The sequence below is a fragment of the Streptomyces sp. SCPE 10 genome, assembly GCF_051980735.1.
Taxonomy (GTDB): Bacteria; Actinomycetota; Actinomycetes; order Streptomycetales; family Streptomycetaceae; genus Streptomyces; species Streptomyces misionensis.
The window spans coordinates 2,196,304-2,221,101 of sequence record NZ_CP197069.1 but is presented as its reverse complement, the minus strand read 5'-3'; the positions used below and the strand labels follow the sequence as shown (position 1 = coordinate 2,221,101).

20 protein-coding genes are annotated in these 24,798 nt (G+C 71.6%); 16 read left to right on the top strand and 4 right to left on the bottom strand.

The genetic code is table 11. The annotated features are described in order from the left end of the window. Positions 1 to 87: 87 nt before the first annotated feature. The 3 genes from ACSP97_RS10440 to ACSP97_RS10430 all read right to left on the bottom strand — a co-directional run bounded on the left by ACSP97_RS10440 (position 88) and on the right by ACSP97_RS10430 (position 3,269). Complete coding sequence (locus ACSP97_RS10440; protein WP_440557241.1) at positions 88 to 1,449, bottom strand: DUF58 domain-containing protein; 1,362 nt, start codon at positions 1,447 to 1,449, stop codon at positions 88 to 90. Continuing rightward, complete coding sequence (locus ACSP97_RS10435; protein WP_388288287.1) at positions 1,449 to 2,477, bottom strand: AAA family ATPase; 1,029 nt, start codon at positions 2,475 to 2,477, stop codon at positions 1,449 to 1,451. Before ACSP97_RS10435 ends, ACSP97_RS10440 begins: the two co-directional genes overlap by 1 nt. 243 nt (positions 2,478 to 2,720) lie before the next feature. Further along, positions 2,721 to 3,269 carry a beta-class carbonic anhydrase gene (locus ACSP97_RS10430; RefSeq protein ID WP_355143857.1) on the bottom strand — a complete coding sequence of 183 codons (549 nt, stop codon included), beginning with the start codon at positions 3,267 to 3,269 and terminating at the stop codon, positions 2,721 to 2,723. A 415-nt stretch (positions 3,270 to 3,684) separates the two neighbouring features. On the opposite strand from ACSP97_RS10430, the gene rsmH reads away from it, so the two are divergent. The 16 genes from rsmH (at position 3,685) to ACSP97_RS10350 (ending at position 21,377) form a co-directional block, all read left to right on the top strand. After that, on the top strand, positions 3,685 to 4,641 hold the full coding sequence (gene rsmH / locus ACSP97_RS10425) for a 16S rRNA (cytosine(1402)-N(4))-methyltransferase RsmH (RefSeq protein WP_355323449.1): 957 nt from the start codon (positions 3,685 to 3,687) through the stop codon (positions 4,639 to 4,641). A gap of 42 nt (positions 4,642 to 4,683) precedes the next feature. Next, on the top strand, positions 4,684 to 5,238 hold the full coding sequence (locus ACSP97_RS10420) for a septum formation initiator family protein (RefSeq protein ID WP_440557239.1): 555 nt from the start codon (positions 4,684 to 4,686) through the stop codon (positions 5,236 to 5,238). 5 nt (positions 5,239 to 5,243) lie between these two features. Continuing rightward, positions 5,244 to 7,196, top strand: coding sequence for a peptidoglycan D,D-transpeptidase FtsI family protein (locus tag ACSP97_RS10415; protein WP_355323446.1), 1,953 nt, complete (start codon positions 5,244 to 5,246; stop codon positions 7,194 to 7,196). Between the two features lie 162 nt (positions 7,197 to 7,358). Further along, positions 7,359 to 8,879, top strand: a complete 1,521-nt coding sequence (locus ACSP97_RS10410; RefSeq protein ID WP_355143849.1) for a UDP-N-acetylmuramoyl-L-alanyl-D-glutamate--2,6-diaminopimelate ligase — start codon at positions 7,359 to 7,361, stop codon at positions 8,877 to 8,879. A 4-nt stretch (positions 8,880 to 8,883) separates the two neighbouring features. Next, positions 8,884 to 10,290: a UDP-N-acetylmuramoyl-tripeptide--D-alanyl-D-alanine ligase gene (locus ACSP97_RS10405; protein WP_382012623.1), complete on the top strand. Its 1,407-nt coding sequence runs from the start codon at positions 8,884 to 8,886 to the stop codon at positions 10,288 to 10,290. Further along, positions 10,287 to 11,360 carry a phospho-N-acetylmuramoyl-pentapeptide-transferase gene (gene mraY, locus ACSP97_RS10400; RefSeq protein WP_355143845.1) on the top strand — a complete coding sequence of 358 codons (1,074 nt, stop codon included), beginning with the start codon at positions 10,287 to 10,289 and terminating at the stop codon, positions 11,358 to 11,360. The genes ACSP97_RS10405 and mraY overlap by 4 nt, the downstream gene beginning before the upstream one ends. After that, on the top strand, positions 11,342 to 12,778 hold the full coding sequence (murD, locus tag ACSP97_RS10395) for a UDP-N-acetylmuramoyl-L-alanine--D-glutamate ligase (protein WP_070028587.1): 1,437 nt from the start codon (positions 11,342 to 11,344) through the stop codon (positions 12,776 to 12,778). The genes mraY and murD overlap by 19 nt, the downstream gene beginning before the upstream one ends. Before the next feature lie 69 nt (positions 12,779 to 12,847). Continuing rightward, positions 12,848 to 14,209 (top strand): putative lipid II flippase FtsW, encoded by a 1,362-nt coding sequence (gene ftsW, locus ACSP97_RS10390; RefSeq protein ID WP_355531299.1) that lies wholly within the window; start codon positions 12,848 to 12,850, stop codon positions 14,207 to 14,209. A gap of 6 nt (positions 14,210 to 14,215) precedes the next feature. Then, positions 14,216 to 15,304 (top strand): undecaprenyldiphospho-muramoylpentapeptide beta-N-acetylglucosaminyltransferase, encoded by a 1,089-nt coding sequence (gene murG, locus ACSP97_RS10385; RefSeq protein WP_070028585.1) that lies wholly within the window; start codon positions 14,216 to 14,218, stop codon positions 15,302 to 15,304. A gap of 26 nt (positions 15,305 to 15,330) precedes the next feature. After that, positions 15,331 to 16,125 (top strand): cell division protein FtsQ/DivIB, encoded by a 795-nt coding sequence (locus tag ACSP97_RS10380; RefSeq protein ID WP_440557235.1) that lies wholly within the window; start codon positions 15,331 to 15,333, stop codon positions 16,123 to 16,125. Positions 16,126 to 16,404: 279 nt separating this feature from the next. After that, entirely contained in the window at positions 16,405 to 17,613 is a 1,209-nt protein-coding gene (gene ftsZ, locus ACSP97_RS10375) for a cell division protein FtsZ (protein WP_070028584.1), read from the top strand. Beyond that, entirely contained in the window at positions 17,610 to 18,341 is a 732-nt protein-coding gene (gene pgeF, locus ACSP97_RS10370) for a peptidoglycan editing factor PgeF (protein ID WP_355143837.1), read from the top strand. Before ftsZ ends, pgeF begins: the two co-directional genes overlap by 4 nt. 6 nt (positions 18,342 to 18,347) lie before the next feature. Continuing rightward, positions 18,348 to 19,067 (top strand): YggS family pyridoxal phosphate-dependent enzyme, encoded by a 720-nt coding sequence (locus ACSP97_RS10365; protein ID WP_358273424.1) that lies wholly within the window; start codon positions 18,348 to 18,350, stop codon positions 19,065 to 19,067. 127 nt (positions 19,068 to 19,194) lie between these two features. Continuing rightward, positions 19,195 to 19,836 (top strand): cell division protein SepF, encoded by a 642-nt coding sequence (locus ACSP97_RS10360; RefSeq protein WP_070028581.1) that lies wholly within the window; start codon positions 19,195 to 19,197, stop codon positions 19,834 to 19,836. A gap of 59 nt (positions 19,837 to 19,895) precedes the next feature. Beyond that, complete coding sequence (locus ACSP97_RS10355; RefSeq protein ID WP_070028580.1) at positions 19,896 to 20,186, top strand: YggT family protein; 291 nt, start codon at positions 19,896 to 19,898, stop codon at positions 20,184 to 20,186. Between the two features lie 54 nt (positions 20,187 to 20,240). Continuing rightward, the gene (locus ACSP97_RS10350; RefSeq protein WP_177330024.1) at positions 20,241 to 21,377 is read left to right on the top strand and encodes a DivIVA domain-containing protein; all 1,137 of its coding nucleotides are present in this window, start codon (positions 20,241 to 20,243) and stop codon (positions 21,375 to 21,377) included. A 180-nt stretch (positions 21,378 to 21,557) separates the two neighbouring features. On the opposite strand, the gene ileS is transcribed toward ACSP97_RS10350, so the two are convergent. Then, positions 21,558 to 24,701, bottom strand: coding sequence for an isoleucine--tRNA ligase (ileS, locus tag ACSP97_RS10345; protein WP_440557231.1), 3,144 nt, complete (start codon positions 24,699 to 24,701; stop codon positions 21,558 to 21,560). Positions 24,702 to 24,798: the final 97 nt, after the last annotated feature.

The following is a 24,798-nucleotide window of genomic DNA, read 5'->3' as shown; positions in this document are numbered from 1 at the left end:
CGGCCGCGCACCGGGACGGCCGTACCCGCGCCCTCCGTGCCGTACCGCCCGGGGCCGCCCCCGGCCGCCGCGCTCCTGTCCGCCCGCTCATCCGCGTGCCTCCCCCGTCATGGCCGCCAGGCCCGCGCGTTCCCGGTCCGCCCGGTGCCACAGCTCGTCCAGCGGGGCGCCGCGCGGGACGTCCAGGGCCGTCCAGCCCGCCTCGCGCAGCAGTCTCAGCCGCGCGGTGTGCGGGCCGTCCGGGGGCGGTGCCGCGGCGGGCTCGCGGGTCCAGGTGTCCGGATCGAGGACGAAGGCGACCGCTCCGCCGCCGCGCCGGTTCATCTGGGCGACCGTACCGGCCTGTTCCTCGTCCAGGTCGCCGAGGAAGGCGATCAGCAGGCCCTCGCCGCCGTCGCGCAGCGCGTCACAGGCCCGGGACAGGTCCTCGCCGTCGGAGTGGTCGATCACCGCGAGGGTGTCCAGCATCAGCCCCGCCGCGGCCGCCGACTCCTGGCCGCCGCCCGAGAAGCCGTCGGCGCTCTCGCCGGGCACCACGCTGCCGGTGTCCGTCAGCAGCCGCACGCTGAAACCGCGTTCGAGCAGGTGCACCAGCACCGAGGCGGCGCCGGCGACGGCCCACTCGAAGGCAGAGTCGGGGCCCGCCCCCTCGTAGGCGCCGCCCCGGGTGTCCAGCAGCACGGTGCAGCGGGCCCGGCGGGGCTGCTCCTCGCGGCGCACCATCAGCTCGCCGTAGCGCGCGGTGGACCGCCAGTGCACCCGGCGCAGGTCGTCGCCGTAGCGGTAGCCGCGCGGGATCACGTCGTCCTCGCCCGCGAGCGCGAGCGCACGCTGCCGGCCCTCGCCGTAGCCCCTGGCCTCGCCGCCGAACCGGGCCGGGTCCAGCGGGGTCACCCGCGGGATGACGGTGAGGGTGTGGAACGCCGAGAAGGAACGGGTGAGTTCGCACATTCCGAAGGGATCGGTGAGCCGCAGCTGGAGCGGGCCCAGCGGATAGCGGCCGCGCAGGTCCGAGCGGACCCGGTAGGACACCTCGCGGCGGCCGCCCGGCTCCACCCGGTCCAGCACGAACCGGGGCCGCGGCCCGAGCACGTAGGGCACCCGGTCCTGGAGCATCAGCAGCCCGGTGGGCAGCCGGGAGACGTTGTCCATGCGCAGCAGGACCCGGGCCTCGCCGCCGGCCGGGACGCGCGCGGGGGAGAGCCGCCGGGTCCCGGAGACCCGGTAGCGGGTGCGGTACAGCACGGCCGCGCAGATCAGCGGCAGCACGGCCAGCAGCAGCCCGACCCGCAGCAGATCGCTCTGACCGAGCACGTAGGCGCACACCGCGGCGGCGACACCGGCCGCGAGGAAGGAGCGGCCGCGGGTGGTCAGACCGGCCAGCGCGGTGCGGATCCCGCCCGGCTCCCCCTGCTCGGCCGCCGCCCGCTCCGTCCCCCCGGCGCTCATCACAGGCCCCGCGGGGGCTGCTGGGGATAGGCCGGGACGCCGTCGAGGCCGCCGCGCCGGGCCGGGGCCGTGGGCACCGGGGTGCGCTGGAGGATCTCCTGCACCACCTGCTCCGCGCCGCGGCGGTTGAGCTGGGCCTGGGCGGTGGGCAGCAGCCGGTGCGCGAGGACGGCCACCGCGAGTTCGCGGACGTCGTCGGGCAGCGCGTACTCCCGGCCCGCCAGGGCGGCGGACGCCTTCGCGGCGCGCAGCAGGTGCAGCGTGGCGCGCGGCGAGGCGCCGAGTCTGAGGTCGGGGTGGGCGCGGGTGGCGGCGACCAGCTCCACCGCGTACCGGCGCACCGGCTCGGCGACGTGCACCCCGCGCACCGCCTCGATCAGCTTCACGATCTCGTGCGCGTGCGCCACCGGCTGGAGGTCCTCCAGGGGGCTGATGCCGCCGTGCACGTCCAGCATGCGCAGCTCGGCGTCCACGCTCGGGTAGCCGACGGAGACGCGGGCCATGAAACGGTCGCGCTGGGCCTCGGGCAGCGGGTAGGTGCCCTCCATCTCGACCGGGTTCTGCGTGGCCACCACCATGAACGGGCTGGGCAGTTCGTAGGTCTGCCCGTCGATGGTGACCTGGCGCTCCTCCATGGATTCGAGCAGCGCCGACTGCGTCTTGGGCGAGGCGCGGTTGATCTCGTCGCCGATCACGATCTGGGCGAAGACCGCGCCGGGCTTGAACTCGAAGTCCCGGCGCTGCTGGTCCCAGATGGAGACGCCGGTGATGTCCGAGGGCAGCAGGTCGGGCGTGAACTGGATGCGCCGCACCGAGCAGTCGATGGACCGCGCCAGCGCCTTGGCGAGCATCGTCTTGCCCACGCCCGGCACGTCCTCGATGAGCAGATGCCCCTCGGCGAGCAGCACGGTCAGGGCGAGCCGTACGACCTCGGGCTTGCCCTCGATCACGCCCTCCACCGAACCGCGCACCCGCTCCACCGTGGCGCTCAGCTCACTGAGGTTCGCACGATCGTCATAGGTCGTCACCCGGCCCTCCTCGGCCCGTTCTGCCAGGGCCGGCCCGCACGTCGCGTGGCCGGCCCGCCCGGAACACGGGACACCACGCGGGAATGTTCCGCGTGATGCCTCACCCCGCATTCTTGCCGCCGTTACCGATTCGTGTCACTCGCCTGTGGACAACTGCCCGCACGATGTCGGTCGTACGGGGTTTTCGCCCACGTTTTCGAGCGATGTCGGTACGGAACGCGGCCGGGCCGGCCGGGGCCGCCGTCAGGCCGGGTCGATCTCGCGCAGCAGACCGGTGCGCACGTCGAAGACGAAGCCGCGCACGTCGTCGGTGTGCAGCAGGAACGGCGAGGTGCGCACCCGCCGCATCGACTGCCGCACGTCCTGGTCGACGTCGCGGAAGGCCTCCACCGCCCACGCCGGGCGCTGGCCGACCTCCATCTCCAGGTCGTGCCGGAAGTCCTCGGTGATGGTCTCCATGCCGCAGCCGGTGTGGTGGATGAGGACGACGCTGCGGGTGCCCAGCGCCCGCTGGCTGACGGTCAGCGAGCGGATCACGTCGTCGGTGACCACGCCGCCCGCGTTGCGGATGGTGTGGCAGTCGCCCAGCTGGAGGCCGAGCGCGGCGTGCAGGTCGAGGCGGGCGTCCATGCACGCCACGACCGCGACCTTGAGGACCGGACGGGCGTCCATGCCGGGGTCGGTGAACTCGGCGGCGTAGCGCCGGTTGGAGTCGACCAGCCGGTCCGTCACGGTGCCGTCACCGGTTATGGCGCCTTCGGACCCAGTGGAAGCTGCTGCGGAAGTCGTCATACTCATGACGTTACTGGTCACCCCCGGCGTGCCCCGCTGCGAGAGCGGACAAAGAACGTCATCGCGGCTTGTTGTGAGCTACCCCATAGGGGCGGCAAACGTGGCCCGGACGGGTGAATCCGCTCGAAAGACGGCGCCCGCCGCGAGTCGCTGCGCGACGCGCAGGCCGGTTGATTGACCGCGAGACACCGTGGACTAAAGTGACGCGAAGCGGGAGACGTGGCTCTCCCCGCTGGTGACAACCCCGGAGACCCGGCACCCGCCCGGACCGTCTCCCCGCGTGCGCGGCGCGTACGTACGGCTCGGCCTCCTCCGCTCCCGGTCGGCAGACGCTTCCGGCGCCGGCCGCCTCCCCCTTCACGAGCCGGCGGGGGCCCGCGGTGCGCACGGCGCCTCGCCGGAATGAGAGGCCCCCTTGAGCGAGAGTCGACACGTCCCGGTGATGCTCCAGCGGTGCCTGGACCTGCTGGCACCCGCCCTGGAGCACCCGGGAGCGGTGGTCGTCGACTGCACCCTGGGCCTCGGCGGCCACAGCGAGGCGCTGCTGGCCCGGTTCCCCGAGGCCCGGCTGATCGGCCTCGACCGGGACAAGGAGGCGCTGCGGCTGTCCGGCGAGCGCCTCGCGCCCTTCGGTGAGCGGGCCACCCTGGTGCACGCGGTCTACGACGAGCTGCCCGACGTCCTCGGCCGCCTCGGCGTCCCGCGCGTCCAGGGCGTGCTGTTCGACCTCGGCGTCTCCTCCATGCAGCTGGACGAGGCCGACCGCGGCTTCGCCTACGCCCAGGACGCGCCGCTCGACATGCGCATGGACCAGACGACCGGCATCAGCGCCGCCGAGGTCCTCAACACCTACCCGGCCGGCGAACTGGTGCGCATCCTGCGCGCCTACGGCGAGGAGAAGCAGGCCAAGCGGATCGTCTCGGCGATCGTGCGCGAGCGCGAGAAGGAGCCGTTCGGCAACAGCGCCCGGCTCGTGGAGCTGATCCGCGACGCGCTGCCGCAGGCCGCCAAGCGCACCGGCGGCAACCCGGCCAAGCGCACCTTCCAGGCGCTGCGCATCGAGGTCAACGGCGAGCTGTCCGTCCTGGAACGGGCGATCCCGGCCGCCGTGAAGGCCCTCGCGGTCGGCGGGCGGATCGCCGTGCTGTCGTACCACTCGCTGGAGGACCGACTGGTCAAGCAGGTCTTCGCGGCCGGAGCGGCGAACACCGCGCCGCCCGGACTGCCGGTGGTGCCCGAGCGCTACCAGCCGCGGCTCAAGCTGCTCACCCGTGGTGCCGAACTTCCCACCGAGGAAGAGATCGCCGAGAACCGCCGGGCCGCCCCCGCCAGGCTGCGGGGCGCCGAGCGCATCAGGGAGGACGCCGAGTGAGCCAGACGGGTGCGTTGGTTTCCCGGACCCACTGGGGGAGCGGTGCCTAGGAAACCCGAACTGAGGGGGAGGGCCGCCCGGCTCGCCCGGCTCTTCCCGGCCGGCCGGGCCCGTGCGGCCCGCACCCCGTTCGTGCTCCTCGTCGTGCTGCTCCTCGGCGGCGGCCTCATCGGGCTGCTGGTGCTGAACTCCGCGCTGAGCGAGGGCTCCTTCAAACTGGCCGACCTCCAGAAACGGACCAAGAACCTCACCGACGAGGAACAGGCCCTGCAACGGGACATCGACGCCTACTCGTCCCCCGACGCCCTCCAGCGCCGGGCCCGTGAACTCGGCATGGTCCCCGGCGGCGACCCGGCCTTCCTCGGCCCCGACGGCACGGTCAAGGGCGTCCCCGGCGCCGCCGCCCCCGAGTCGGCCGCCCTCACCGGCCCGCCCGCGCCGGAGTCCCTCGCCCTGACCCCGCCGCCCGGCCTGCCCGCCACCCCGGCCCGGCCGGGGGACCCGGTCCGCGCCCAGGACCCCGCCCCGCGGGACGGCGCCGACCCCCAGCTCGGCACCCCCCGGTCCGCTCCCACTCCGACGACCCCCGGCAGGTGACGGAAGTGTCCGACAGGGAACCGCCGCGGCGCCGCGTGCCCGCGCCCGCGAAGCCGCCGCGGCCGCGCGGCGCCGCGCAGCGGCAGCCCGGGCCCGGCGCCCGACCGGTCCGGCGGCCCGGCGCGGGCCGGGTGCCCGCCCAGCGCCCACTCCGGCTCGGCAGCCCCCGGCCCCGGCTGCGCCTGGTCGGCCTCGCGCTCGGCCTGGTGCTGCTCACCTTCGTGGTGCGGCTGCTCCAGGTGCAGGCCGTGCAGGCCGGCACGTACACCGCCATGGCCGAGCAGAACCGGTATGTCGTCCACACGCTGACCGCCGAGCGCGGCGGCATCACCGACCGCAACGGCGTCTCCCTCGCCGTCAGCGAGGACGCCTACGACATCACGGCCGACCCGACGATGTTCGCGCCCGGACAGCTGAAGATCACCGACGGTCCCGAGCGCGCCGCGGCCCTGCTCGCGCCGATCCTCGGCCAGGACCAGGCCGCCTTGGTGAAGAAGCTGCGGCCCGCCGACAGGAACTCCCGCTACGCCCGCCTCGCCACCCGGCAGACCCCCCAGGTCTGGAAGCAGATCAAGGACCTGAAGTCGGCGCTCGCGCAGAAGCCGGGCACCGTCAACGTGCTGGCCGGCGTCTTCGCGGACCCCAGCAGCCAGCGCGTGTACCCCAACGGCGACCTCGCCGCCGGGATACTGGGCTGGGTCAACGCCGCCGGCCAGGGCGGCGGCGGCATCGAGCGGATGCTGGACAAGCAGCTCTCCGGGAAGAACGGCAAGATCCGCTACGCCCAGTCGGGCGGCCGCGAGGTGCCCACCGCGGGCTCCGCCGAGACCCCCGCGGTGCCGGGCTCCGACGTCGAGCTGACCATCGACCGCGACATCCAGTGGGCGGCCCAGAACGCGATCACCGAGCAGGTGAAGAAGTCCAAGGCCGACCGCGGCTACGTCGTCGTCCAGGACACCCGCACCGGGCAGATCCTGGCCCTGGCCAACTCGCCCGGCTTCGACCCCAACGACCTGTCCAAGGCCGACCCCGACGCCCTCGGCAACGCGGCCCTCCAGGACGCCTACGAACCCGGCTCCACCGCCAAGGTGATGTCCATGGCGGCCGTCCTCCAGGAGAACGCGGCGACCCCGCTCACCCATGTCGTCGTGCCCAACCGGCTGCACCGCGGCGACCGGCTCTTCCAGGACGACGTCGACCACGCCACCTGGAACCTCACGCTCAACGGCGTGCTCGCCAAGTCCAGCAACATCGGCACCATCCTCGCCACCGGCCAGCTCGGCAAGACCCAGCCGGAGGCCAACAAGGTGCTCTACTCCTACCTGCGCAAGTTCGGCATCGGCAGCTACACCGGACTGCACTTCCCCGGCGAGACCCCCGGCATCCTCGCGCCGCCGCAGAAGTGGTCCACCTCGCAGCAGTACACGATCCCTTTCGGCCAGGGCTTCTCCATCAACGCCGTGCAGGCCGCCTCCGTGTACTCGACCATCGCCAACGACGGCGTACGGATCGAGCCGACCCTGATCCGCGGCACCAAGGGGGCCGACGGACGGTTCACACCCGCGCCGAAGCCGAAGGAGACAAGGGTCGTCAGCGCGAAGACCGCGAAGTCGGTCGCCGAGATGCTGGAGTCCGTGGTGGACGACGAACAGGGCACCGGCATCTCGGCCCGCATCCCCGGCTACAACGTGGCCGGCAAGACCGGCACCGCCAACCGCGTGGATCCGGCCACCGGCAGGTACCGCGGCTACACCTCGTCGTTCGCCGGCTTCGCCCCCGCGGACAAGCCCCGCATCACGGTCTACTGCGCCATCCAGAACGCCACCTCGGGAGGCTACTTCGGCGGCCAGATCTGCGGACCGATCTACAAGCAGGTCATGGAGTTCGCCCTGAAGACGCTCCAGGTCCCGCCCACCGGAGCGCCGCCCGCCAACCTGCCCGTCGACTACAAGCCCTGATCGGCACCGAACACCAGGAACCAGCCAGTGACAACGATCACCCCCGGACCCGGGAACCAGAACGGCCCCGAGCCCTCGCTTCGCTCCGAAGGTGGTGCGCCCGGTACGCTCACCGCCGTGCCACACGCTGATCAGTCCCAAACCACCCAGAAGGGCGCTTCCGTGACATATCCGGGACCGCCGCGACCGGTCCACGTCTCCGCCGCACCCCTCGCGGAGCTGGCCGATCAGCTGGGTGCCGCGGCCCCGGACGCCGCCGCCGAGATCACCGGGATCACCCACGACTCGCGCGCCGTCCGCCCCGGCGACCTGTACGCCGCCCTCCCGGGCGCCCGCCTGCACGGCGCCGACTTCGTCACCCAGGCCGCCGGCCTCGGCGCGGCCGCCGTGCTCACCGACCCGACCGGTGCCGAGCGCGCCGCCGCGACCGGGCTGCCGGTCCTGGTGGTGCCCGACCCGCGGGCCAGGATGGGCGAACTGGCGGCCACCATCTACGGCCACCCCGGCCGCGGGCTGCTCCAGATCGGCATCACCGGCACCTCCGGCAAGACCACCACCGCGTACCTGGTCGAGGGCGGCCTGCGGACCGCGAAGTCCACCGGGCTGATCGGCACCGTCGAGATGCGCATCGGCGACGAGCGGATCAAGTCCGAGCGGACCACCCCCGAAGCCACCGACCTCCAGGCCCTGTTCGCCGTCATGCGCGAACGCGGCGTCGAGGCCGTCGCGATGGAGGTCTCCAGCCACGCCCTGGTCCTCGGCCGGGTCGACGGCTGTGTCTTCGACATCGCGGTCTTCACCAACCTCAGCCCGGAACACATGGAGTTCCACTCCGACATGGAGGACTACTTCCGGGCCAAGGCGCAGCTGTTCACGCCGAAACGCAGCAAACTCGGCGTCGTCAACGTGGACGACGAGTGGGGCCGCCGGCTCGCCGCCGAGGCCACCGTCCCCGTCATCACCTACTCCGCCGAGGGCCACCCGGACGCCGACTGGCGCGCCGAGCACGTCGAGGTCGGCCCGCTGGACTCGGCGTTCACCGTCCGCGGACCGCGCGGCGAGCGGGTGCAGGCCAAGTCGCCGCTGGCCGGCCCCTTCAACGTGGCGAACACCCTCGCCGCCATCGTCGCCCTGGCCGCGGCCGGCCTGGACCCGCAGACCGCCGCCGACGGCATCGCCGCCGTCCCGGGCGTCCCCGGCCGCCTGGAGCGCGTGGACGCCGGGCAGCCCTACCTCGCGGTCGTGGACTACGCCCACAAGACCGACGCGGTCGAGTCGGTGCTCAAGGCGCTGCGCAAGGTCACCAAGGGCCGGCTGCACATCGTCCTGGGCTGCGGCGGCGACCGCGACCAGACCAAGCGCGCCCCGATGGGCGCCGCCGCGGCCCGGCTCGCCGACACGGCCGTACTCACCTCCGACAACCCCCGCTCCGAGGACCCGCTCGCGATCCTCGCGACCATGCTCCAGGGCGCGGCCTCCGTGCCCGCGCACGAGCGCGGCGAGGTGCTCCTCTTCGAGGAGCGGGCCGCCGCCATCGCCGCCGCCGTGGGCCGCGCCCAGGCCGGCGACACCGTGCTGGTCGCGGGCAAGGGCCACGAGCAGGGCCAGGACATCGCCGGCGTGGTCCGTCCCTTCGACGACCGCCAGGTGCTTCGCGAAGCTATCCAGAAGACTCAGGGATGAACTTGTGATCGCCCTCTCCCTCGCCGAGATCGCAGCTGTCGTCGGCGGGCAGACGCACGACATACCGGATCCGTCCGTGCAGGTCACCGGACCGGTCGTCCGGGACTCCCGGGAGGTGGTGCCCGGCAGCCTGTTCGCCGCCTTCGTCGGCGAGCGCGTGGACGGCCACGACTTCGCACCGCAGGTCGTCGAGGCGGGCGCGGTCGCCGTACTGGCGTCGCGTCCGGTCGGTGTGCCCGCGATCGTGGTCGAGGACGTGCAGAGCGCCCTCGGTGCCCTCGCCCGGCACGTCGTGGCCCGGCTCGGCGCCACCCTCGTCGCCCTGACCGGCTCGGCGGGCAAGACCAGCACCAAGGACCTCATCGCCCAGGTGCTGAGCACCAAGGCGCCGACGGTGTTCACGCCGGGCTCGTTCAACAACGAGATCGGGCTGCCGCTGACCGCCCTGACCGCGACCGAGGAAACCCGTTTCCTGGTCCTGGAGATGGGCGCCCGCGGCATCGGCCACATCCGCTACCTCACCGGCCTCACCCCGCCGAGGATCGGCGTCGTCCTCAACGTCGGCAGCGCGCACATCGGCGAGTTCGGCGGGCGCGAGCAGATCGCGCAGGCCAAGGGCGAGATCATCGAGGGGCTGCCGGAGGACGGCGCCGCGATCCTCAACGCCGACGACCCGCTGGTGCGGGCCATGGCACCACGTACCAAGGCGAAGGTGGTCCTTTTCGGAGAGTCGGCCGAAGCGGACGTACGCGCCGAGAATGTACGACTCACGGACACCGGACAGCCTTCCTTCAGGCTTCACACACCCTCCGGTGCAGCTGATGTGACGATGCGCCTGTACGGTGAGCATCACGTGTCGAACGCGCTCGCCGCGGCCGCCGTCGCCCATGAGCTGGGCATGTCCGCGGAAGAGATCGCCACCGCGCTCTCCGGGGCGGGCTCCCTCTCCCGCTGGCGCATGGAGGTCACCGAGCGCCCGGACGGCGTGACCATCGTCAACGACGCCTACAACGCCAACCCCGAGTCCATGCGGGCCGCCCTTCGGGCGCTCGTGGCCATGGGCAAGGGACGGCGCACGTGGGCCGTGCTCGGCAAGATGGCCGAGCTGGGGGACGAGGCGCTCGCCGAGCACGACGCCGTCGGACGGCTCGCCGTCCGGCTCAACGTCAGCAAGCTCGTCGCCGTCGGGGGGATTGAGGCCTCCTGGCTGCAACTGGGCGCATATAACGAGGGTTCGTGGGGTGAGGAGTCGGTGCACGTGTCCGACGCACAGGCGGCGATCGACCTGTTGCGCAGCGAGTTGCGCCCGGGGGACGTCGTCCTCGTGAAGGCGTCACGGTCGGTCGGGCTCGAAGGCGTCGCCGCGGCGCTGCTCGAGACCGGTGCCGAGGGTGAGGTTGCCACCCGATGATGAACCAGATCCTGTTCTCGGGAGTCATTGGCCTCTTCCTCACCCTGGTCGGCACCCCGTTGCTGATCAAGCTGCTGGCCCGCAAGGGCTACGGCCAGTACATCCGTGACGACGGCCCGCGCGAGCACGCCAGCAAGCGCGGTACGCCGACCATGGGTGGTATCGCCTTCATCCTGGCGACGGTCGCCGCGTACTTCCTGTCCAAGGTGATCACCGGCAAGCCGCCGACGTTCTCCGGTCTGCTGGTGCTCGGCCTGATGGTCGGCATGGGCCTGGTCGGCTTCCTGGACGACTACATCAAGATCGTCAAGCGGCGTTCGCTGGGCCTGCGGGCCAAGGCGAAGATGGCGGGCCAGCTGATCGTCGGCATCGCCTTCGCCGTGCTGGCACTGATGTTCCCCGACGCCCGCGGCAACACGCCGGCCTCCACCAAGCTGTCGTTCATCACGGACTTCGGCTGGTCCATCGGCCCGGTGCTGTTCGTGATCTGGGCGCTGTTCATGATCCTCGCGATGTCGAACGGCGTGAACCTCACCGACGGTCTGGACGGCCTCGCCACCGGCGCCTCCGTCCTCGTCTTCGGCGCCTACACCTTCATCGGCGTCTGGCAGTACCAGGAGTCCTGCGCCAACGCGACGACCCTGACCAACCCGGCCGCCTGCTACGAGGTGCGCGATCCGCTCGACCTCGCCGTGGTCGCGTCCGCGCTGATGGGCGCCTGCCTCGGCTTCCTGTGGTGGAACACCTCGCCGGCGAAGATCTTCATGGGCGACACCGGCTCGCTCGCCCTCGGCGGTGTCCTCACCGGTCTGGCCATCCTCTCCCGCACGGAGCTGCTGGTGGCCATCATGGGCGGCCTGTTCGTCCTCATCACCATGTCGGTCGTCATCCAGGTCGGCTCCTTCCGGCTCACCGGCAGGCGCGTCTTCCGGATGGCACCACTCCAGCACCACTTCGAACTCAAGGGCTGGTCCGAGGTCCTGGTCGTGGTCCGCTTCTGGATCATCCAGGGCATCTGCGTGATCGTCGGACTCGGCCTCTTCTACGCGGGATGGGCAGCGGAAAAGTGACCACCGGCTCGGCGCCCTTCGACTTCCAGGGCAAGCACGTCACCGTCGCGGGACTCGGCGTCTCCGGCGTCCCGGCGGCGAAAGCACTGCACGCGCGCGGCGCGCTCGTCACCGTCGTCAACGACGGCGACGACGACCGCGCCCGCGAGCAGGCCGCCGGCCTGGAGGCGCTCGGCATCACCGTGCGCCTGGGCGACGGGGCGACCCTCCCGGAGGGCACCGAGCTGATCGTCACCGCCCCCGGCTGGAAGCCCGACAAGCCGCTGTTCCTGGCGGCGGCCGAGGCGGGCGTCCCGGTCTGGGGCGACGTGGAGCTGGCCTGGCGGCTGCGCGGGCCCGACGCGGCCCCCTGGCTGGCCGTCACCGGCACCAACGGCAAGACCACCACCGTGCAGATGCTCGCCGCCATCCTGAAGGCGGCGGGCCTGCGCACGGCGGCCGTCGGCAACATCGGCGTCTCCCTGCTGGACGCCGTCCTCGGCGAGGAGGAGTACGACGTCCTCGCCGTGGAGCTGTCCAGCTACCAGCTGCACTGGGCGCCCTCGCTGCGCGCCCACTCCGCCGCCGTCCTCAACCTCGCGCCCGACCACCTCGACTGGCACGGCTCCATGGAGGCCTACGCCGCCGACAAGGGCCGCATCTACGAGGGCAACAAGGTCGCCTGCGTCTACAACGTGGCCGACAAGGCCACCGAGGACCTGGTGCGCGAGGCCGACGTCGAAGAGGGCTGCCGGGCCGTCGGGTTCACCCTGGGCACCCCGGGCCCCTCCCAACTCGGCGTCGTGGAAGGCATCCTGGTCGACCGCGCCTTCGTCGAGAACCGGCAGAAGAACGCGCAGGAGCTGGCCGAGGTCTCCGACGTCCGCCCGCCGGCCCCGCACAACATCGCCAACGCCCTCGCGGCGGCGGCCCTCGCGCGCGCCTTCGGGGTGCCCGCCACGGCCGTACGGGACGGACTGCGCTCCTTCCGGCCGGACGCCCACCGCATCGAGCACGTCGCCGACATCGACGGCGTGGCCTACGTGGACGACTCCAAGGCCACCAACACCCATGCCGCGGCCGCCTCGTTGGCGGCCTACGACTCCATCGTGTGGATCGCGGGCGGGCTGGCCAAGGGCGCGACCTTCGACGAGCTGGTCGCCACCGCGGCCGGGCGGCTGCGCGCGGTCGTGCTGATCGGCGCCGACCGGGCCCTGATCCGCGAGGCCCTCGCGCGACACGCGCCGGAAGTACCCGTCGTCGACCTCGACCGGACCGACACTGGGGCGATGCTCCAGGCGGTGACGGAGGCCCGGCGGCTCGCGGTCGCCGGCGACACGGTGCTCCTCGCTCCGGCCTGCGCCTCCATGGACATGTTCACCAACTACAACCAGCGCGGTGACGCGTTCGCGGCCGCGGTCCGCGAACTCCGCGCCTGACCCCGGCCCGCCCGCCGGGCGGATCCTGGGAGGGACGCGTGGGGCGGCCGACGTTCAGTGGAGGCGCCGATGCCCAGTAGCCGTACCGGAAAGCCCCCCGTGCAGCGGGCGTCCCGGCGTCCCGCCGTGTCCCGGTCCGCGGGCGACAACCCCGTGCAGCGGGCCGTCACCCGCGCGCGGCGGGCCTGGGACCGGCCGCTGACCGCCTATTACCTGATCGCCGGCGGCAGCACGCTGATCACGGTGCTGGGTCTGGTGATGGTCTACTCGGCCTCCCAGGTCACCGCGCTCCAGATGGCGCTGCCGGGCTCCTACTTCTTCCGCAAGCAGCTGCTGGCCGCGGTGATCGGCGGGGTGCTGCTGCTGGCGGCCTCCCGGATGCCGGTGAAGCTGCACCGCGCGCTGGCCTATCCGATCCTCGCCGCCGCCGTCTTCCTGATGGCCCTGGTGCAGGTGCCCGGGATCGGCATGTCGGTCAACGGCAACCAGAACTGGATCTCCCTGGGCGGCTCCTTCCAGATCCAGCCCAGCGAGTTCGGCAAGCTCGCCCTGGTGCTGTGGGGCGCGGACCTGATCGCCCGCAAGCAGGAGCGGAGACTGCTGACCCAGTGGAAGCACATGCTGGTGCCGCTGGTGCCGGTCGCCTTCCTGCTGCTCGGACTGATCATGCTCGGCGGCGACATGGGAACCGCGATCATTCTCACAGCGATCCTGTTCGGACTGCTGTGGCTCGCGGGCGCCCCGACCCGGCTGTTCGCGGGCGTGCTGTCGGTCGCGGCGGTGATCGGGGTGATCCTCATCGAGACCAGCCCCAACCGGATGGCCCGCCTCGCCTGCATCGGCGCCACCACGCCGCGGGCCCAGGGCGCCGACTGCTGGCAGGCCGTGCACGGCATCTACGCGCTCGCCTCCGGCGGACTCTTCGGCTCCGGCCTCGGCGCGAGTGTGGAAAAATGGGGTCAACTCCCGGAAGCGCACACCGACTTCATCTTCGCGGTCACCGGTGAGGAACTGGGTCTGGCGGGGACGCTGTCGGTGCTCGCCCTGTTCGCGGCTCTAGGCTATGCGGGTATCCGCGTGGCCGGACGCACGAAGGACCCCTTCGTGAGGTACGCCGCGGGAGGCGTGACCACCTGGATCGTCGCTCAGGCGGTGATCAACATCGGGGCGGTGCTCGGCCTGCTGCCGATCGCCGGCGTCCCGCTCCCGCTGTTCTCCTACGGAGGGTCCGCCCTGCTGCCGACCATGTTCGCCGTCGGGCTGCTGATCGCCTTCGCGCGTGACGAGCCCGCCGCGCGGACGGCACTTGCGAGGCGGCAACCTCGCTTTGGTAGAAAGCGGGCGGGAGGCTCCGGTGCGGAGCGGGGGCCTCGGAGATGGAACACGATGCGACGGCGTGCCTCGGCGGCGCGTTCGTCCGGAGAGCGGTGAATTTCGGTGCATGTCGTACTCGCCGGTGGAGGGACCGCCGGCCACATCGAGCCCGCGCTCGCCCTCGCGGACGCCCTGCGCAGGCAGGACCCGACCGTGGGGATCACGGCCCTGGGCACGGAGCGCGGCCTGGAGACCCGGCTCGTACCGGAGCGCGGCTACGAGCTGGCGCTGATCCCGGCGGTGCCGCTGCCGCGCAAGCCCACCCCCGAACTGATCACCGTCCCGGGCCGGCTGCGCGGCACCATCAAGGCCGCCGAGCAGATCCTGGAGCGCACCAAGGCGGACGCGGTCGTCGGCTTCGGCGGCTACGTCGCCCTGCCCGGCTACCTGGCCGCCAAGCGGCTCGGCGTGCCGATCGTGATCCACGAGGCCAACGCGCGCCCGGGCCTGGCCAACAAGATCGGCTCCCGGTACGCGGCCCAGGTCGCCGTCTCCACGCCGGACAGCAAGCTGCGGGGCGCCCGGTACATCGGCATCCCGCTGCGCCGCTCCATCGCCACGCTGGACCGCGCCGCCGTCCGCCCCGAGGCCCGGCACCGCTTCGGCCTCGACCCCAACCTGCCCACGCTGCTGGTCTCCGGCGGCTCGCAGGGCGCCCGCCGGCTCAACGAGGTGACGCAGGCGGTCGCTCCGTGGCTCCAGCAGGCCGGCATCCAGATCCTGCACGCGGTCGGCCCGAAGAACGAACTGCCGCGTGTGCAGCAGATGCCGGGGATGCCCCCCTACATCCCGGTAAGTTACCTGGACCGGATGGACCTCGCGTACGCCGCGGCCGACATGATGCTCTGCCGCGCGGGCGCGATGACCGTCGCCGAACTCTCCGCCGTCGGGCTCCCGGCCGCCTACGTCCCGCTGCCCATCGGCAACGGCGAACAGCGGCTGAACGCCCAGCCGGTGGTCAAGGCGGGCGGCGGACTCCTCGTGGACGACGCGGAACTGACGCCGGAGTGGGTACAGCAGAACGTGCTCCCCGTACTCGCGGATCCGCACCGCCTCTACGAGATGTCCCGCTCCGCAAGCGAGTTCGGCCGCCGGGATGCCGACGACCTGCTCGTCGGCATGGTGTACGAGGCCATCGCCTCGCGCCGTTAGGACCGTATGACGAAAGGGCAGTGAGCGTGGCCGGACCGACGACCCGTCAGCGCGGGGAACGCCAGCAGGAGTCGTCCGGCCCGCCGCTCGCCCGCAGGCTCGGACGACTACGCCTTCGTACGATCGTCATCCTGGCCGTGGCCGTGGTGCTCGTAGGAGCCGGTTCCGTATGGGTGTTGTACGGCTCCTCCTGGCTGCGGGTCACCCGGGTTCCGGTCTCCGGCACCCGGGTCCTGACCCCCGCCGAGGTGCGCGCGGCCGCGGCCGTTCCGGTCGGGGCGCCGATGGTCTCGGTGGACACCGGCGGCATCGCGGCCCGGCTGCGCCGTGAACTGCCCAGAATCGACACCGTCGAGGTGACGCGGTCCTGGCCGCACGGCATCGAGCTGAAGGTGGCCGAGCGCACTCCGGTCCTGCTGATCCGCACGGGCCGGGGCTTCGTCGAGGTCGACCGCGAGGGCGTCCGGTTCGCCACGGTCCCCCAGCCGCTCAAGGGAGTTCCGCTGCTGCGGATCTCCGCGTCCGGAACGGGTCCGTCCGCGGCGAGCCTGCGCCGCTTCGGCACCGGCCGGCTGACGCGGGAGGCGGTCCGGATCGCCGGCGATCTGCCGCGCCCCGTGGGAAGTCTCACCCGGACCGTCCTGGTCCGCTCCTACGACGACGTCGAACTGGAGTTGGCGGACGGCCGCACCGTCGCCTGGGGCAGCGCCGAGAACGGCCGTGCCAAGGCACGGAGCCTCACCGCACTCATGAAAGCAGCTTCCGGCGCACGGCACTTCGACGTCAGCGTCCCCACCGCCCCTGCGTCATCGGGGAGTTGACGCGCATCAGTGCAGGCCAGCACCCTGGTTGGGCACCGCTATGCCTGATCACATAGGGTGAAAAGAAAAACGGGAGGTTCGGCGTGTTCGTTGAACGGGCGCCACTTGTCGACTTAGTGTCCTGTTCAGAAGACTCCAGGGAACAGACACACTGGTAACCCTAAACTTCAGGCTTAGGGTTCGGGTCGGCGCTACGGACCGTCCCATTCGGCATCTGTCGTCCCGGCGCGGGGCACCGCCCGGCGGCGACGACGTAATTCGAGGCGAGAGGCCTTCGACGTGGCAGCACCGCAGAACTACCTCGCAGTCATCAAGGTCATCGGTGTCGGCGGCGGTGGTGTCAATGCCATCAACCGGATGATCGAGGTCGGTCTCAAGGGTGTCGAGTTCATCGCCATCAACACCGACGCGCAGGCGCTGTTGATGAGCGACGCCGACGTCAAGCTGGACGTCGGCCGGGAACTCACCCGCGGACTCGGCGCCGGCGCCAACCCGGCCGTCGGCCGCAAGGCCGCCGAGGACCACCGTGAGGAGATCGAGGAGGTCCTCAAGGGGGCCGACATGGTCTTCGTGACGGCCGGTGAAGGCGGCGGCACCGGCACCGGCGGCGCGCCCGTCGTGGCCAACATCGCGCGCTCCCTGGGCGCCCTCACCATCGGCGTGGTCACGCGCCCGTTCACCTTCGAGGGACGGCGCCGCGCGAACCAGGCCGAGGACGGCATCGCGGAACTGCGCGAAGAGGTCGACACCCTCATCGTCATCCCGAACGACCGGCTGCTGTCCATCTCGGACCGCCAGGTCTCGGTCCTGGACGCCTTCAAGTCCGCGGACCAGGTCCTGCTCTCCGGTGTCCAGGGCATCACCGACCTCATCACCACCCCCGGCCTGATCAACCTGGACTTCGCCGATGTGAAGTCGGTCATGTCCGAGGCCGGTTCGGCCCTCATGGGCATCGGCTCGGCCCGCGGCGACGACCGCGCGGTGGCCGCGGCCGAGATGGCGATCTCCTCGCCGCTCCTGGAGGCGTCCATCGACGGCGCCCGGGGCGTGCTGCTGTCCATCTCCGGCGGCTCCGACCTCGGTCTCTTCGAGATCAACGAGGCCGCCCAGCTGGTCAGCGAGGCCGCCCACCCCGAGGCCAACATCATCTTCGGCGCGGTCATCGACGACGCCCTCGGCGACGAGGTCCGGGTCACCGTGATCGCGGCCGGCTTCGACGGCGGCCAGCCGCCGGCCCGCCGGGACAACGCCCTTGGCCAGACCTCCGGTTCGGCCCCGGCCCGCCGCGAGGAGCCGGCCCCCGCACGGCAGCCGGAGAGCCGTCCGTCCTTCGGCTCCCTCGGCAGCGTCAAGCCCAAGGAGGAGCCGGAGCCGGCCCCCGAGCCGGTCGCCGACATCCCGGTCGCCCCGCCGGTGCCGCCGGTGCCGCGCCCCGCCTACTCGGACAGCGCGGCCGAGGAACTGGACGTCCCGGACTTCCTGAAGTGATAGGACAGCGCGAGAGCGTGAGCGGCGCGCACTTCGCCTTCACCGACCGGTGGGGCGGGGTGAGCGCCGCTCCGTATGAGGAGCTGAATCTCGGCGGCGCGGTCGGCGACACGCCCGAGTCCGTACGGGCCAACCGCGAACTCGCCGCCACGTCGCTCGGCCTGGACCCCGCCCGCGTGGTGTGGATGAACCAGGTGCACGGCGCCGAGGTGGCCGTGGTGGACGAGCCCTGGGGGAGCGGGAACCCGGTGCCGGAGGTCGACGCCCTCGTCACCGCCCGGCGCGGGCTCGCCCTCGCCGTCCTCACCGCCGACTGCGTGCCGGTGCTCCTCGCCGACCCCGTCGCCGGGGTCGCCGCCGCGGCGCACGCGGGCCGGCCCGGCATGGTCAAGGGGGTCGTCCCCGCCGCCGTACGGGCCATGATCGAACTCGGCGCCGCGCCCGAGCGGATCGTCGCCCGCACCGGACCGGCCGTCTGCGGCCGGTGCTACGAGGTGCCGGAGGAGATGCGCGCCGAGGTGGCGGCCGTGGAGCCGACGGCGTACGCCGAGACCAGCTGGGGCACCCCGGCGGTCGACGTGAGCGCCGGGGTGCACGCGCAGCTCGACCGGCTCGGGGTGTGCGACCGGGCGCATTCGCCGGTGTGCACGCTGGAGTCGGGCGACCACTTCTCATACCGCCGCGACCGCACCACCGGGCGGCTCGCGGGCTATGTCTGGCTGGACTGATGGGGAATGACGGACCGTAGGACCGAACTCGCCGGGAACCTGGCGACAGTGGAGGAGCGCATCGCCCGCGCCTGCGCGGCGGCGGGGCGCGCCCGCGACGAGGTGACCCTGATCGTGGTCACCAAGACCTACCCGGCGAGCGACGTGCGGATCCTGGCGGAACTCGGGGTGCGCCACGTCGCCGAGAACCGCGACCAGGACGCCGCGCCGAAGGCCGCGGAATGTGCGGATCTGCCGCTGAAATGGCACTTCGTCGGTCAGTTGCAGACCAACAAGGTGCGTTCCGTGGTCGGTTACGCCGATGTCGTGCAGTCGATCGACCGCGACCGGCTCGTCACCACACTCTCCAAGGAGGCGGTGCGCGCCGGGCGCGAAGTGGGCTGCCTGATCCAGGTGGCGCTCGACGCGGGCGCGAGCGGGCGGGGCGAGCGGGGAGGCGTCGCCCCCGAAGGAATCGAAGAGTTGGCCGACCTCGTCGCCCGATCGCCGGGACTGCGGCTCGACGGACTGATGACCGTCGCCCCGCTCACCGGGGAGTACGCGGGGCGCGAACAGGCGGCGTTCGAGCGCCTCATGGATTTGTCGACCGACCTGCGCCGAGCCCATCCGGCTGCAACCATGGTGTCGGCAGGGATGAGTGCGGACCTTGAACAGGCCGTGGCGGCCGGGGCGACACATGTGCGCGTCGGCACTGCGGTACTCGGTGTCCGTCCCCGGCTCGGGTAACGTCGCCAGGAAGTCGGACCACAGCAGAAAATATGGTCAGTGTTCGCGAAACGGACACAACGACCGCGTGGATCGCGGGCACTTGGCAGTCGTCAGCCGATCCACCACAGAGCGGAGGACTCAGAGCATGGCCGGCGCGATGCGCAAGATGGCGGTCTACCTCGGCCTCGTGGAGGACGATGGGTACGACGGCCGCGGATTCGACCCCGATGACGATTTCGAGCCCGAGTTGGACCCGGAGCCCGAGCGGGACCACCGTCGACACGAGGTGTCACACCAGTCGCACGGGGTACATCAACCCCAAAGGGATGAATCGGTGCGAGTGGTGCAGCCTCCGGCGCCGCGCGAACCGGTCTCCCAATCGGCTTCGCTACCCGCGGAATCGGGGCGCCCGGCGCGTATCGCGCCCGTGGCGTCCATCACACAAGAACGTCAGTCCCTGGAGAAGAACGCGCCGGTGATCATGCCCAAGGTCGTGTCGGAACGAGAGCCTTACCGGATCACCACATTGCACCCACGGACCTACAACGAGGCCCGTACCATCGGGGAACACTTCCGTGAAGGCACTCCGGTGATCATGAATCTGACTGAGATGGACGACACAGACGCGAAGCGACTTGTCGACTTTGCGGCCGGATTGGTGTTTGGTCTTCACGGCAGTATCGAGCGGGTGACGCAGAAGGTGTTCCTGTTGTCTCCTGCTAACGTCGATGTCACGGCGGAGGACAAGGCCCGCATCGCAGAGGGCGGGTTCTTCAACCAGAGCTGAGACGCAGACCGGACCGAAGCACGGAAGAGCACGGAACAGGGGAGAGGGAAGCGCAGGCCATGAGCGTGTTCGCGCAGGTGATCTACATCGCGCTGATGGTGTTTCTCGTCATCCTCATCTTCCGGCTGGTCATGGACTACGTCTTCCAGTTCGCCCGCTCATGGCAACCCGGCAAGGCGATGGTGGTCGTACTGGAGGCCACCTACACTGTCACCGATCCACCGCTGAAGCTTCTGCGGCGGTTCATTCCGCCGCTGCGTCTCGGGGGCGTGGCGCTCGACCTGTCCTTCTTCGTACTGATGATCATCGTCTACATTCTCATCGCCATCGTGCAGAACTTCGTGAGATGAGCGTGTGGACGACCCGGTCTTGCCGACTGCCGATGACTACGTTGAGGTGAAGAGATGCCGTTGACCCCCGAGGACGTGCGGAACAAGCAGTTCACGACCGTCCGCCTCCGAGAAGGCTATGACGAGGACGAGGTCGATGCCTTCCTCGACGAGGTCGAAGCCGAACTGACCCGTCTGCTCCGGGAGAACGAGGACCTGCGCGCGAAGCTGGCCGCCGCCACGCGTGCCGCCGCGCAGAATCAGCAGAACGCCCGCAAGCCTCCGGAGCAGCAGGAACAGCAGCAGCAACAGCAGCAGGGCATGCGAGGTCCCGGCGCGCCGGTGCCCGCCGGGATATCGGGCCCGCCGCAGCAGCAGATGGGCGGCCCCATGGGAGGCCCGCCCCAGCTGCCCAGCGGTGCTCCGCAGCTGCCCGCCGGCCCCGGCGGTCAGGGTGGTCCGCAGGGCCCCGGCCCGATGGGCCAGGGTCCTATGGGTCAGGGCCCGATGGGCGGTCAGCCGCCCATGCAGCAGCAGATGGGCGGCCCCATGGGCGGTCCGATGGGCGGCCCCATGGGTGGTCCCATGGGCGGTCCCGGTCAGGGTCCCGGTGGCGACAGCGCCGCGCGTGTCCTCTCGCTGGCCCAGCAGACCGCCGACCAGGCGATCGCCGAGGCCCGCTCCGAGGCCAACAAGATCGTCGGCGAGGCCCGCAGCCGCGCCGAGGGTCTGGAGCGTGACGCCCGCGCCAAGGCCGACGCGCTGGAGCGGGACGCGCAGGAGAAGCACCGTGTCGCGATGGGCTCCCTGGAGTCCGCCCGCGCCACGCTGGAGCGCAAGGTCGAGGACCTGCGCGGCTTCGAACGCGAGTACCGCACGCGCCTGAAGTCGTACCTGGAGTCGCAGCTGCGTCAGCTGGAGACCCAGGCCGACGACTCGCTGGCCCCGCCGCGTACCCCGGCCGCCGCGTCCCTGCCGCCGTCCCCGGCGCCTTCCATGGCCCCGGCCGGCGCGAGCGCCCCGTCCTACGGCGGCAACCAGACGATGGGCGGCTCGCCCGCGCAGTCGTCCGGCCCGTCCTACGGCGGTCAGCAGCAGATGACGCCCGCCATGACCCAGCCGATGGCTCCGGTCCGCCCGCAGGGCCCGTCCCCGATGGGCCAGGCGCCCTCGCCGATGCGCGGTTTCCTGATCGACGAGGACGACAACTGAGCGCCGGCAACGGTGAGTAGTACGCCATAGGCGTCGGCAGCGCTGAGGAAGCGGCCCCGGACATCCGTCCGGGGCCGCTTCCTTTCGGGTGTCCGGTGCGCGAGTTCACGCTCGCCCCCACATGGGGAAGGGCCCGCCCTCCGGTCGGAGGACGGGCCCTTCCTTACGGCCCGGGGGCGCTTACGCCTTCCGCAGCCGGAACGTCAGGCTCAGGCCCTCGTCGGTGAAGGCCTCGCCGTAGCCGTCGTCGCCCTCGCCCTGCCCGAAGTCGGTCGCCAGGACCTCCTCGGCGATGAGTTCGGCGTGCTCGCCGAGCGCCGCGATCACCGCCGGGTCCGTGGACGTCCAGCGCAGGGCGATCCTGTCGGCCACGTCCAGGCCGCTGTTCTTGCGTGCCTCCTGGATGAGCCGGATCGCGTCCCGGGCGAGCCCGGCCTGCCGCAGCTCCTCGGTGATCTCCAGGTCCAGCGCCACGGTCGCACCGGAGTCGGACGCCACCGACCAGCCCTCGCGCGGGGTCTCGGTGATGATCACCTCGTCCGGCGCCAGCGTGATCGTCTCGCCGTCCACCTCCACCGACGCCGTGCCCTGACGCAGCGCCAGCGACAGCGCGGCGGCGTCCGCGGCGGCGATGGCCTTGGCCACCTCCTGCACCCGCTTGCCGAACCGCTTGCCCAGCGCGCGGAAGTTGGCCTTCGCGGTGGTGTCTACCAGGGAGCCGCCCACCTCGGACAGCGACGCCAGCGAGGAGACGTTCAGCTCCTCGGTGATCTGCGCGTGCAGTTCGGGGTGGAGGGTGTCGAAGCCGCTCGCGGCGATCAGCGCGCGGGACAGCGGCTGACGCGTCTTGACGCCGGACTCCGCGCGCGTGGCCCGGCCCAGCTCCACCAGCCGGCGCACCAGGACCATCTGCCGCGACAGCTCCGGGTCGATGGTGTCGAGGTCCGCCTCGGGCCAGGACGCGAGGTGCACCGACTCCGGCGCGCCCGGGGTGACCGGCACGATCAGGTCCTGCCACACCCGCTCGGTGATGAACGGGGTGAGCGGCGCCATCAGCTTGGTGACGGTCTCCAGCACCTCGTGCAGCGTGCGCAGCGCGGCCTTGTCGCCCTGCCAGAAGCGGCGGCGCGAGCGGCGGACGTACCAGTTGGACAGGTCGTCCACGAACGCGGACAGCAGCTTGCCGGCGCGCTGGGTGTCGTACCCCTCCAGGGCCTGCGTCACCTGGTCGGTGAGCGCGTGCAGTTCGGACAGCAGCCAGCGGTCGATCAGCGGGCGCTCGGCCGGGGCCGGGTCGGCCGCGCTCGGCGCCCAGTTCGACGTACGGGCGTACAGCGCCTGGAAGGCGACGGTGTTCCAGTACGTCAGCAGGGTCTTGCGGACGACCTCCTGGATGGTGCCGTGGCCGACCCGGCGGGCCGCCCACGGGGAACCGCCGGCGGCCATGAACCAGCGCACCGCGTCCGCGCCGTGCTGGTCCATCAGCGGGATCGGCTGGAGGATGTTGCCCAGGTGCTTGGACATCTTGCGGCCGTCCTCGGCGAGGATGTGGCCCAGGCAGACGACGTTCTCGTACGACGACTTGTCGAACACCAGGGTGCCGACGGCCATCAGCGTGTAGAACCAGCCGCGGGTCTGGTCGATCGCCTCGGAGATGAACTGCGCCGGGTAGCGGCTCTCGAACAGCTCCTTGTTCTTGTACGGGTAGCCCCACTGCGCGAACGGCATGGAGCCCGAGTCGTACCAGGCGTCGATGACCTCGGGCACGCGCGTGGCCGTCTTGCCGCAGCCCTCCTGCGGGCAGGCGAAGGTGACCGCGTCGATGTACGGGCGGTGCGGGTCGAGCTCCGACTGGTCGGTGCCGGACAGCTCGGACAGCTCCGCGCGGGAGCCGACGCAGGTGAGGTGGTCGTCCTCGCAGCGCCAGATGGGCAGCGGGGTGCCCCAGTAGCGGTTGCGGGACAGCGCCCAGTCGATGTTGTTGTTCAGCCAGTCGCCGAACCGGCCGTGCTTGACCGTGTCGGGGAACCAGTTGGTCTTCTCGTTCTCCTGGATGAGACGGTCCTTGACGGCCGTCGTACGGATGTACCAGGAGGGCTGCGCGTAGTAGAGCAGCGCGGTGTGGCAGCGCCAGCAGTGCGGGTAGCTGTGCTCGTAGGGCAGGTGCCGGAAGAGCAGGCCGCGCTGCTTGAGGTCCTCGGTGAGCTTTTCGTCCGCCTTCTTGAAGAAGACACCGCCGACCAGCGGCACGTCCTCCTCGAAGGTGCCGTCGGGGCGCACCGGGTTGACCACGGGCAGACCGTAGGAGCGGCAGACCTTGAGGTCGTCCTCACCGAAGGCGGGGGACTGGTGGACCAGACCCGTGCCGTCCTCGGTGGTCACGTACTCGGCGTTCACCACGTAGTGCGCGGGCTCGGGGAACTCGACCAGTTCGAAGGGGCGGCGGTAGTTCCAGCGCTCCATCTCGGCACCGGTGAAGGTCTGCCCGGTGGGCTCCCAGCCCTCGCCGAGCGCCTTGGCGAGCAGCGGCTCGGCGACGACGACCTTCTCCTGGCCGTCGGTGGCGACGACGTAGGTGACCTCCGGGTGGGCGGCGACCGCCGTGTTGGAGACCAGGGTCCAGGGGGTCGTCGTCCACACCAGGAGCGCGGCCTCGCCGGCGAGCGGTCCGGAGGTGAGCGGGAAGCGGACGTAGACCGAGGGGTCCACGACCGTCTCGTAGCCCTGCGCCAGCTCGTGGTCGGACAGGCCGGTGCCGCAGCGCGGGCACCAGGGGGCGACGCGGTGGTCCTGGACCAGCAGGCCCTTGCCGAAGATCTCCTTCAGCGACCACCAGACCGACTCCACGTACTCCGGGTCCATGGTCCGGTAGGCGTCGTCCAGGTCGACCCAGTAGCCCATGCGGGTCGTCAGCTCGGCGAAGGCGTCGGTGTGCCGGGTCACGGACTCGCGGCACTTGGCGTTGAACTCGGCGATGCCGTACGCCTCGATGTCCTGCTTGCCGGAGAAGCCCAGCTCCTTCTCGACGGCCAGCTCCACGGGCAGGCCGTGGCAGTCCCAGCCGGCCTTGCGGGCCACGTGGTAGCCGCGCATGGTGCGGAAGCGGGGGAAGACGTCCTTGAAGACGCGCGCCTCGATGTGGTGGGCGCCGGGCATGCCGTTGGCGGTGGGCGGGCCCTCGTAGAACACCCACTCCGGGCGGCCCTCGGACTGCTCCAGGGTCTTGGCGAAGATCTTCTGCTCGCGCCAGAAGTCGAGCACGGCGTGCTCAAGCGCGGGCAGGTCGACCTGTGCGGGCACCTGGCGGTACGTCGGCGCTGTCATCTGCGAGCATCCTCCAACGGACTTGCTGCCTTCCGTCGGAGGGACGAGAGCTTCGTTCACGCCGTGTGCGGCGCGCTCCCGCGGTACCACCCTCCTT